This window comes from Achromobacter dolens, from assembly GCF_902859745.1.
Taxonomy (GTDB): domain Bacteria; phylum Pseudomonadota; class Gammaproteobacteria; order Burkholderiales; family Burkholderiaceae_B; genus Achromobacter; species Achromobacter dolens.
Genome location: NZ_CADIJW010000056.1, coordinates 23,992 through 33,843 on the forward strand (window position 1 = coordinate 23,992; position 9,852 = coordinate 33,843).

The 9,852-nt window shown below is 66.8% G+C and carries 9 protein-coding genes; all 9 read right to left on the reverse strand.

Going from position 1 to position 9,852, the window contains the following annotated elements; all coding sequences use genetic code 11:
• Window positions 1-2: 2 nt before the first annotated feature.
• A complete protein-coding gene (flhB, locus tag HV783_RS25520; RefSeq protein ID WP_054504543.1) occupies window positions 3-1,157 on the reverse strand; it encodes a flagellar biosynthesis protein FlhB in 1,155 nt (384 codons plus the stop codon).
• 197 nt (window positions 1,158-1,354) lie between these two features.
• The gene (locus HV783_RS25525; protein ID WP_254604039.1) at window positions 1,355-2,905 is read right to left on the reverse strand and encodes a methyl-accepting chemotaxis protein; all 1,551 of its coding nucleotides are present in this window, start codon (window positions 2,903-2,905) and stop codon (window positions 1,355-1,357) included.
• A 202-nt stretch (window positions 2,906-3,107) separates the two neighbouring features.
• Entirely contained in the window at window positions 3,108-3,740 is a 633-nt protein-coding gene (gene cheZ, locus HV783_RS25530) for a protein phosphatase CheZ (RefSeq protein ID WP_054504545.1), read from the reverse strand.
• An 8-nt stretch (window positions 3,741-3,748) separates the two neighbouring features.
• Window positions 3,749-4,138: a chemotaxis response regulator CheY gene (gene cheY, locus HV783_RS25535; RefSeq protein WP_006387517.1), complete on the reverse strand. Its 390-nt coding sequence runs from the start codon at window positions 4,136-4,138 to the stop codon at window positions 3,749-3,751.
• A 50-nt stretch (window positions 4,139-4,188) separates the two neighbouring features.
• Complete coding sequence (locus HV783_RS25540; RefSeq protein WP_054504546.1) at window positions 4,189-5,247, reverse strand: protein-glutamate methylesterase/protein-glutamine glutaminase; 1,059 nt, start codon at window positions 5,245-5,247, stop codon at window positions 4,189-4,191.
• A 46-nt stretch (window positions 5,248-5,293) separates the two neighbouring features.
• Window positions 5,294-6,130: a CheR family methyltransferase gene (locus tag HV783_RS25545; RefSeq protein ID WP_116793268.1), complete on the reverse strand. Its 837-nt coding sequence runs from the start codon at window positions 6,128-6,130 to the stop codon at window positions 5,294-5,296.
• 26 nt (window positions 6,131-6,156) lie between these two features.
• Complete coding sequence (locus tag HV783_RS25550; protein ID WP_064528004.1) at window positions 6,157-7,863, reverse strand: methyl-accepting chemotaxis protein; 1,707 nt, start codon at window positions 7,861-7,863, stop codon at window positions 6,157-6,159.
• Between the two features lie 139 nt (window positions 7,864-8,002).
• Entirely contained in the window at window positions 8,003-8,503 is a 501-nt protein-coding gene (gene cheW / locus HV783_RS25555) for a chemotaxis protein CheW (protein WP_006387513.1), read from the reverse strand.
• Between the two features lie 15 nt (window positions 8,504-8,518).
• Window positions 8,519-9,852 (reverse strand): chemotaxis protein CheW (locus tag HV783_RS25560; RefSeq protein WP_254604040.1); only part of this gene is annotated, 1,334 nt, incomplete at its 5' end.

Consider the following 9,852-nt stretch of genomic DNA (forward strand, 5'->3'; position numbering starts at 1 on the left):
CCTTAAGCTCCTTGTGCTGCGGTCTTTGCCTGCGGGTCCAGCGCGGCCGGCACGGGCAGGGACTTGGGCGCCGTCGGTTCGACCCCCCATCCCGAGCGCCACGAGCGCAACTGGAAAACCCACGCCAGCACTTCCGCGACCGCGGTATATAGCTCGGCCGGGATTTCATGCCCCAGCTCGACGTGTTGATACAGGGCGCGCGCCAGGGGCGGCGCTTCCAATGTGGGAATGCGATGCTCGGCGGCCAGTTCGCGGATCTTGGCCGCCACCAGCCCGGTGCCCTTGGCCAGCACTCGCGGCGCGCCGTTCTTGTCTTCCTCGTACTTGAGCGCCACGGCATAGTGGGTCGGGTTGGTCACGACCACGTCGGCCTTGGGCACCTCGGACATCATGCGGCGGCGCGCGGCCTGGCGCTGCTGCTGGCGGATGCGGGCCTTGGTGTGCGGATCGCCTTCGCTTTCCTTGTGTTCCTGGCGCACGTCTTCCTTGGACATGCGCAGCTTCTTCAGGTGGCTCCAGATCTGCCACGGCACGTCCAGCAGCACGATCACCAGCAGCGAAGCAACGATGAAGGCGCTGCACATCGCCACCAGGCTCAGCGCCTTGGTCAGGGCGGCGGCCGGCGCCACGTGCATCAGGCCCAGCATGTCGTCGTGGTAGCGCCAGATGATCCACACCGCCACGCCGCCCACCAGCAGGGCCTTGGCCAGCGCCTTGATCAGCTCGACCACGGTCTGCGACGAGAACATGCGCTTGAGGCCGGCGAACAGGCTGAGCTTGGAGAAATTCGGCGACAGCGGCTTGCCCGAGATGACAATGCCCCCCAGCAACACGCTGGACAGCACGGCGATCACCGCCAGCAGGCCGAAGATCGGCAGAATCACCATCAGGGCCTGGCCGAAGCCGTTGACGGCCTGCTCGACCATCACGCCCGGGTCGGCCACCACGCGCTGGTCGAACGCCAGGCCGTTGCGCAGCACCCCGCTCAGTCCCTTATAAATCGTGCCGCCGCCGGCCCAGATCGCCGCGACACCGGCGGCCAGCATCATGAACGTGCCCAGTTCCCGGGAACGCGCAATCTGCCCCTCCTCGCGCGCCTTTTCCAGGCGCCTGGGAGAGGCGGCTTCGGTTTTCTCGAGGTCGCTTTCTTCGGCCATGCTCTGCGGTGTCGTTGCGGCTCGCGGATTGACGGATTACGAGCTGCCCGCCGAGATTCTAGGAGGCCTGGGCCTTGGGCGATAAGCCAAGAAGCGGGGGGAAAGCGGCGCTATTCCCGGATGCGCCCGGGCCGGGCCGGCCAGGGCGGGCCGGCGACCGGACGCCCTGCCCCGCCAGCCAGGCGGATCGGTCTGGTTCAGCCGGCCGCCGCGACCACCGGCCGCGCCGATCCGCCGGCGTCCAGGGTGGCCTGGAAACGCACGTAATCGAGCCCGATCCGCACTGCGCCCCAGTGCTCGCCGTCCAGGAACAGGGGCACGGAGATGTCGTTGACGATCTCGCCGGTATCACGGGAGTAGGTCTGAAACAGCAGGGTTTCGGTGTTGGCGGCCAGCCGCGCTCCGACCGGGTCGTCGAAGATGCGCTTGTGCCGCACCCGGGCGATGTCCTGGGCCGGATCGCCGCTGGGCGGGTGCGAATAGCGGCTGTTGTGCGCCGGGGCGTAGCCGCGCGCGTCCACCAGCAGCGCATAGCTGCCGCCGGGCACGGCCTCCAGCACGTGGTCCAGCAGGCGGGTCAGCGCCTCGTCGATGCCGCGGTCGTAGGCGGTGTGGTAACGCGGGGGATCGCTGCCTGCGATCCGCTGGTAATGGCGGTCGAACACGTCCAGGCCGCGCTCACGGGCATGGTCGAGCAGCCGGATCGCCGCCAGCCGGAAGCCCTCCAGCGTCTCGGACAGGCGGTCGAAGGCGGTATTGCCGGTGCGCATGTCCGACAGCACCTCCTGCACGCTCTCAGTCTGGCGCCGGATGCGGTCGATCTCGCCGGACATGCTGGCCACCCGCTCGCGCACGTCGGCGCTCAGCGCGGCGATGCGACTGACGTCCTGGCTCATGCCGTGGTTGGTGGCGTCGACCTCGCCGATCGCCTGCACCACCTCGCCCACCTGGCGGTTCATGCTGTCGAAATCGCGTACGAAGTGCTGGAAATCCTGGCGCGTCTTGTCCAGCACCGCGCCGGACGCGTCCACGTCCTCGCGCAGGGCGCCGGTCTGGCGCTGGGTCGAATCGACCAGCTCCAGCATCTCGCCGGTATGGCGGCCGATGTCGCTGGTGGCGGCGTTGACCCGTTCGGCCAGCCGGCCCACCTCGCTGGCCACCACCGCAAAACCGCGCCCGGCGTCGCCGGCACGGGCCGCCTCCACCCCGGCGTTCAGCGCCAGCAGTTGGGTCTGCAGGGCGATGTCCTTGATGAGCTTGCTGATGTCGCCGACCGAACGCGCCCGGCCGGTCAACTGCGCCACCACGTCGGTGAACGCCGCCATCTCGCGCGTCATGCGGTCAACCCGCTCCTTGACCTCGGACAGCTCGGCCAGCGCCTGCTCGGCCGCCCGCAGGTTCTGCCCGGAGACCTGGGCAATCTCGCGCGCATGGGTCGAGGTGGACGCCGACAGCGCCGCGATCTGGGCGCCGCTGGCAGCCAGGGCCTCGGCCGCGCGCGCCTGCTCCTGCGCCAGCAGCGCGCAGCGGCCGGCCTGGAACTGGGTCCGGGCGGTGTTGAGGGCGATCTCGATGCTGGACTGCCGCACCGTGCTGACACGGCTGCGGATGCCGGCCAGGAAGCGGTAAAGCGGCCAGGCGGCCGGGCTGAGGGACAACGGGCGTTCGGACAGCGTGGCGCGGCCACGGTTGAGCCGGCGCAACAACCCCCAGATACCTCCGAATCGGAATGTGGATCTGGCCAACATGGCACCTCCTTGTGCGGCCCGGATCGCCTTCTGTGGGCATCCATTGCCTGGGCGCGATGCGCCCTGTCTCCTGCTGCGGCCCCGATTCTTGTTGTGTTGCAGTCTACCCAAGGGCGCGCGTTCGCACCCTTAGGGAATACGACCATGCCCGACCAGCGGGCATGGCGGCAGGCGGGCCCGCGCGGCCCGCCGCCCGGCGGGCTCAGAAGCCCAGGCTGGCCAGCAGGTCGTCGACCTGGTCCTGGCTCGTGACCACGTCGGTCTTGCCCTGCGGGCTGACCTGCGGACCGTTGAGCAGGCTGTTCGCCTCGTCGCGGCGCTCTTGCGGCACGTTGTCCAGCAACACCTGCAGCAGCTCGCGCTCGATCGCGCCGACCACGTCCATCATGCGCATGATGACCTGGCCGGTCAGATCCTGGAAGTCCTGCGCCATGATGATTTCCATCAGCTTGGACTGGGTCTGCTGCGTCTGCTTGGGCACGTCCTGCAGGAATGCGCGCGTGTCCTTGACCAGCTCGCGGGCCTCGGGCAATTCCAGCGGCTGGTCGTACCATTGCTGCCAGCGAGCATCCAGGGCCTGCGCCGAACGCGACATGCCGTCCTGGATCGGACCGGCTGCCTCGGTCGCGTTCAGCACGCGGTTGGCAGCCTGTTCGGTCATCTGCGCCACGTAGCGCAGGCGGTCGCGCGCGTCGGGAATGGCGTTGGCCGCGTCCTTGATCGCCTGGTCCAGGCCGAGCTCGCGCATGCTGTCGCGCAGCATGCGGGTCAGCGAGGCGATGCGGTGAATCAGGTCCGGGGATTCCGCCGAGTCTTCATTCTGCGTCGTGCTCATTGCACACCTCAGCCGCCAATTTTCTCGAAGATCTTGACCAGCTTCTCTTCCAGCGTCGCCGCGGTGAAAGGCTTGACCACGTAACCGTTGGCGCCGGCCTGGGCCGCCGCGACGATGTTTTCCTTCTTGGCCTCGGCCGTCACCATCAGCACCGGCAGCGAAGCCAGGCTGGCGTCGGCGCGGATCTGCTTGAGCATTTCCAGGCCGTCCAGATTGGGCATGTTCCAGTCGGACACGACGAACTGGAAGCCGCCGTTGCGCAGCTTCTCCAGCCCGATCGCGCCGTCTTCGGCCTCATCCACGTTCTCGAAACCAAGCTCCTTGAGCAGGTTGCGGATGATCCGCCGCATGGTGGGGAAGTCATCCACCACCAGAATCTTGATGCCCTTGTCTACCATCTTTTACTCCAGAAGAAATTTGCTTGAGATCGATCGGGATCACAGCCGCGTCAAACGCGGTGTCCCCGGTCGCCCAGGCGAGTCAGAATGCGCTCACTCATTGCCGACAGCGGCACCACTTCGTCAGCCGCACCGATTGCGATGGCCTCCCGGGGCATGCCGAAGACCACGCAACTGGCTTCATCCTGCGCGATGGTATGGGCGCCGGCGCGGTGCATGGCCAGCATGCCGGCCGCCCCGTCCTTGCCCATCCCGGTCAGGATGACGCCGATGGCGTTCTTGCCCGCTGCCACGGCGGCGGAATTAAACAACACATCCACCGACGGGCGGTGGCGATTGACCGGTTCGCTGGCCTCCAGCTCGATCACGTAGTTGGCGCCACTACGGCCCAGGCGCATGTGCATCTCGCCGCCCGGGGCCAGGTACACGTGGCCCGGCAGCACGCGCTCGCCGTGCACGGCCTCGCGCACCGTCACCGCGCACAGGGCATCCAGGCGCTGCGCGAACGAGCGCGTGAAACCGGCCGGCATGTGCTGCGTGATCAGGATGGCCGGGCTGTCCGGCGGCAGCGGTTGCAGGACCTCGCGGATGGCTTCGGTGCCGCCCGTGGACGCGCCCACGATGACCAGCTTTTCCGAGCTGGCCAGCGGCCGGCGCAACATCGGCGCCGGGGCGGGCGCCGGCGCGTGCGGGCTCGGCGCCCGCAGCTTGGCGCGCGAGGCGGCGCGGATCTTGTCGGCAATGATCTCGGTGTATTCCAGCAACCCGTCGCGGATGCCCAGCTTGGGCTTGGTGACGAAGTCGATGGCGCCCAGCTCGAGCGCGCGCAGCGTGATTTCGCCGCCGCGCTCGGTCAGCGACGACACCATCACCACCGGCATCGGCCGCAGGCGCATCAGCTTTTCAAGGAAATCCAGCCCGTCCATGCGGGGCATTTCCACGTCCAGCGTCAGCACGTCGGGATTGTGCTTTTTGATCAGCTCGCGCGCCACCAGCGGATCGGGCGCGGTCGCAACCACTTCCATATCCGGCTGGCTGTTGATGATCTCGGTCATCAGTCCGCGCACGAGCGCGGAATCATCCACACATAGAACTCTGATTTTCTGCATTGTTTACCGCCTCAGGCGGACCTGGAATCCGTCGTCACCGACAGCTCTAGGCCTTGCCAGCGCATTCGTAGACTGTCTGCCCGCGCAGACGGAAATCCCGACTGATATAGGTGAAGTTCTCCGAATGGCCCGCAAACAGCAGGCCGCCCGGCTTGAGCAGCGGCACGAACCGCTCAAGGATCTTCGCCTGGGTCGGCTTGTCGAAGTAAATCATCACGTTGCGGCAGAAGATGACGTCGAACTTCTCGCTGATCGGCCAGGAAGGCGCCAGCAGGTTCAACGTCTCGTACCGCACCATGTCGGCAATCTCGGGACGCACCCGGACCTGTCCGGCGTTGGCGCCGCGGCCCTTCAGGAAGAAGCGCTTGAGGCGGCTCTCTTCCATCTTGGCCACGCGCTCGGCCGGATAGACCGCCGTGCGCGCCCGGTTCAACACGTTGGTGTCGATATCGGTCGCCAGCACCGAGCAGGCGCTGGCGCGCGGGCCCAGGGCCTCGGCCAAAGTGATCGCGATGGAGTATGGCTCTTCGCCCGTGGACGCCGCGCAACACCACACCGACACCGGGCCGCCGCGCTTTTGCGCGAAGTCGGCCAGGATCGGGAAGTGGTGCGACTCGCGGAAGAACGCGGTCAGGTTGGTCGTCAGGGCGTTGACGAAATCTTCCCATTCGGCCGCGTCCGGCTCGTTCTCCAGTTGGTCCAGATAGCTGGCAAAGTCCTGCCGGCCCAGCGCGCGCAGGCGCCGCGCCAGCCGGCTGTAGACCATTTCGCGCTTGTGCGCGCCCAGCGAGATGCCGGCACGCGCGTGAATCATCTTGCGCACGCGGGTGAAGTCCGCGTCGCGAAAATCGAATTGGCGGTCCACCGGAATGGACGGCGCCATGTTTGCTGCTGTCGCCACTGCCGCCCTCAGCGCTCAAGAGCAAGCGCGTCTGGCGCTTGCAGCCGTGAATCGTCGCCGGCGGCGGAGCGACCCGAAGACAGGCGATGGGCCGGCACTTCGATCACTTCGCCGACGTTGATCTTGAACACCGCCACCGCCTCGGCCAGGCGCTGCGCCTGTTCCTGCAGCGAGCCGGCCGCGGCCGCCGCTTCCTCTACCAGCGCCGCGTTCTGCTGCGTCACCTCGTCCATCTGCGAAACCGCGCGATTGACCTGGTCGATGCCGCTGGACTGCTCCTCGGAGGCCGCCGAGATCTCGCCCATGATGTCCGTCACGCGCTTGACCGACGCCACGATCTCCTGCATCGTCGCGCCCGCCCGTTCAACCTGCTCGGAACCCGCGCCGACCTTGGTCACCGAGTCCTCGATCAGGCCCTTGATTTCCTTGGCCGCCTGCGCGCTGCGCTGCGCCAGCGAGCGCACTTCGCCCGCCACCACCGCAAAGCCCTTGCCCTGCTCGCCGGCACGGGCCGCTTCCACTGCCGCGTTCAGCGCCAGGATGTTGGTCTGGAAGGCGATGCCGTCGATCACCGACACGATCTCGGAGATCTTGCGCGAACTGGCGGAAATGCCGTGCATGGTGTTGACCACTTCCGCCACGGCCGAACCGCCACGCTCGGCCACGTCCGACGCGCTGGCCGCCAATTGGTTGGCCTGGCGCGCGTTGTCGGCGTTCTGCTTGACCGTCGAGGCCAGCTCTTCCATCGAAGCGGCGGTCTCTTCCAGCGAGGCAGCCTGCTGCTCGGTGCGGCTGGACAGGTCGGTGTTGCCGGCGGCGATCTCGTGCGAACCGGTATTGATCTCGTCGACGCCCCGACGCACCGAGGCCACCGTGCGCGTCAGGCTCTCCTGCATGCGCTTGAGCGCGGCGAAAAGCTGGCCGATCTCATTGGTGTTGCGGACTTCGACGCGCGCGGTCAGGTCGCCGCCGGCGATGCGGTCAAAATGATGGCCGGCGTCCTTGAGCGGCTGCAGCACGCGGCGGCGCAGGAACACATAGGTGGCGAACACCAGCAGCGCGGCGATCACGCCGCCCGCGCTCACCGCCAGCAGCACGAACTGGTAGCGCACCTGGGCCACCTCGAACGCGTCCAGCATCTTGCTGGCGCGCCAGAAATCAAAGCCTTCGACAGCGCGGGCGAAGCGCCCTTCGAGCGCATCCTGCACCTTCTGCACCTGCGCCTGGTAGGCCGGCATGTCGGCCTTTTCAAGCGCGGCGGTCAGCGGCACCACGCCCTGCTGCACCAGCGCGCCATACGAGTCCTCGACTTCCTTGAGGGACTCGGCCGCCTCGGCCGGTCGCGGCAGGGTCTTGAAATAGTCGAACTCCGCCTGGCCCTTGTTCTGCGCCGCCTTGGCGCGTTCCAGCAGGCCGGCTGCCTCGCTCGACAGGCCCTGCGCCAGCAGCGTGGGCTGACCGACGCTGCGGACGATGTCGCCATAATTGGACGTGGCCGCGCGGCCCAGGCCATTGAGGGTGTCCTTGTAGCTCAAGACGACACGGCCCAGCGCGTCGTTCAGTTCTTGCGATTGCTTGATTTCCGCCAGCGTCGCATTGCTGATGCGCAACGACAACACGCCCAGTGCGGCTCCGATCACCAACATGAATGAGAAGAACGCCAGCACCCACAACAGGCTGCTGCGTATCGTCATGTTCGCGAGAAACTTGCGCATCACAAGCACCACTCCTGACTGCAAACGTTAAGGAAAAGCGCCATATCGATTCCACAATATGGCGCGCCCATCTCCCTGGGAGGTCGCCACCGCCGGGGCCCCGCCCCGCCGGTCGCGCATCCGGGTCCGGTCCTTCCGATCAGGAAGCGACCTTCTCCACCAGGGCCATTTCATCGCTGGTCATCATCTTCTCGATGTCGACCAGGATCAGCATGCGTTCGTCGACCGTGCCCAGGCCCGTCAGGTATTCGGTGGACAGGGTGGCGCCGAATTCCGGCGCCGGGCGGATCTGGCCGGCGTTGAGCATCAGCACGTCCGACACGCCATCGACGACGATGCCGACCACGCGGCGATCGAGGTTCAGGATGATGACGACGGTCTGCTCGTTGTATTCGACGCTGCCCAGGTTGAACTTGATGCGCAGGTCGACGATCGGCACGATGATGCCGCGCAGGTTGGTCACGCCCTTGATGAACGGCGGAACATTGGCGATGCGGGTCACCGTGTCGGCATCGTAGCCGCGGATTTCCTGCACCTTCAGAATGTCGATGCCGTACTCTTCGTCGCCCAGCGTGAACACCAGGAACTCGTTGCCGACATCTTCATTGCGCGCGGCTTGCGCTTGCGGTTTGGCTGCCATGGGGCTATTTCTCCATCAATTCAGAATGGCTTCGGGCTGCGACCAACGCTCACGGTTGGCGCGCGCAAGCGCAAATACGTCGACGATCAGCGCCACGCTGCCATCGCCCAGGATGGTGGCGGCGGAGATGCCGGGGACCTTGCGGTAATTCGACTCTAGGTTCTTCACCACCACCTGGTGCTGGCCGATCAGGTGATCCACCAGCAACGCGAAACGGCGGTCTTCGGCCTGCATGATGACGGCGATGGCCTGGGTCGGGTCGGTCTGGGCCTCGCTGACCGAGAACACGCGGTGCATTTCGACCAGCGGCAGGTACTCGCCGCGCACGTGCATGACGCGCTCGTTGCCAGCCACGGAGTAGATCTGGTCGTTGGTCGGCTGCAGCGATTCGGTCACGTGGTTCAGCGGCAGGATGAAGGTCTCTTCGCCCACCCGCACCGACATGCCGTCCAGGATCGCCAGCGTCAGCGGCAGCACGATGCGCGTGGTGGTGCCGTTGCCCGGCTCGCACGACAATTGCACGTGGCCGCCCATGTCCTGGATGTTCCGGCGCACCACGTCCATGCCGACGCCGCGGCCGGAGATGTCGGTGACCTTCTCGGCCGTGGAGAAGCCCGGCGCGAAGATCAGTTGCCAGATTTCGTCGTCCGGCGAGTTCTCGTTGACAGGCAGGCCCTGGGCCATGGCCTTCTTGAGGATCTTCTCGCGATTCAGGCCGGCGCCGTCGTCGCTGACCTCGATGACGATGTTGCCGCCATTGTGTTGGGCAGACAGCACCAGTTGGCCGACCGGATCCTTGCCGGCGGCGACGCGCTTCTCGGGCGTCTCGATGCCGTGGTCCAGGCTGTTGCGCACCAGGTGCGTCAGCGGATCGATGATGCGCTCGATCAGGCTCTTGTCGAGTTCGGTGGCGCGGCCGTAGGTCTGCAATTCGATCTGCTTGCCCATCTTGCCGGCGATGTCGCGCACCAGGCGCGGGAAGCGGCTGAAGACGTAGTCCATCGGCATCATGCGGATCGACATGACGGCTTCCTGCAGGTCGCGCGCGTTGCGCTCGAGCTGCTCCATGCCATTGAGCAGGCGGTCGTGCAGCACCGGGTCCAGCGTCGACGCGGTCTGCGCCAGCATGGCCTGGGTGATGACCAGTTCGCCCACCAGGTTGATGACCTGGTCGACTTTTTCCACGCCGACGCGGATCGAGGTGGATTCCTTGTCGACGTGGGCAGGAGCCGCGGCGCGGCTGGTGCGCGAGGCCTGCGAGATGGCTTCGGCAGCGGCGGCCGACTCGGCCACGGCGGGCGCGGCAACAGGCGCCGGCGCGGGTTCAGGGGCCACCGCCGGGGCCACGG